The organism is Flavobacterium sp. XGLA_31 (genome assembly GCF_051547105.1).
Taxonomy (GTDB): domain Bacteria; phylum Bacteroidota; class Bacteroidia; order Flavobacteriales; family Flavobacteriaceae; genus Flavobacterium.
Map to the genome: position 1 here is coordinate 1 of NZ_JBPTTM010000024.1, position 625 is coordinate 625.

Here is a 625-nt window from a genome sequence, read left to right on the forward strand (position 1 = left end):
CAAATGGTTGTGGTAGTGACGAACGTCAGGTTCAGTTTGATGTGTTGCCAAATCCGGTTATCACTTCAGCAAATGTTTCAACAACACCGGTTTGTATTGGTAATGATGTTGTGGTCAACCTTTCGGGTATGGCTGACGGTGATTATACATTGAATTATGATTTAAGCGGTAGCAATATTTTGGCTAATCAAACTATATCTGTTTCGGTTATCAGTGGCAATGCTATTTTTATCATTCCATCGACTGCATTACCGGCGAGTGGTACCACAGTAATTACATTTACCAATATCCAAAACACGGTTACCTCTTGTCAGGCAGCTTTAACCAATGTTAGCGCCAACATTCTGATTAATCCGGTGGTTCAAATTGATAACAGTAACCTTTCGGTAGCGGCCGCTTGTTTTGGTAGCCCAATAACGGTAACGCTTACCAATACCACGAATCTTCCTGATGGGGATTATCAATTTGATTATTCGATTCCAACCGGAACGCCAAGTACAGGGAACTCAGGTATTGTTACTATTACAGCAGGAACAGGCTCATTCGCCATTCCGGCAACAGTTTTCCCAATAGCAGGAAATTATGACATAACAATAACTTATATCACCACAGCAACTGGATGTTC

At 41.3% G+C, this 625-nt stretch carries 1 protein-coding gene; it reads left to right on the forward strand.

The window, feature by feature from the left end; translation table 11 throughout:
- Window positions 1-625, forward strand: a 625-nt coding sequence (locus ACSVH6_RS13590) for a hypothetical protein (RefSeq protein ID WP_438079404.1), incomplete at both ends; no start/stop codon positions are given.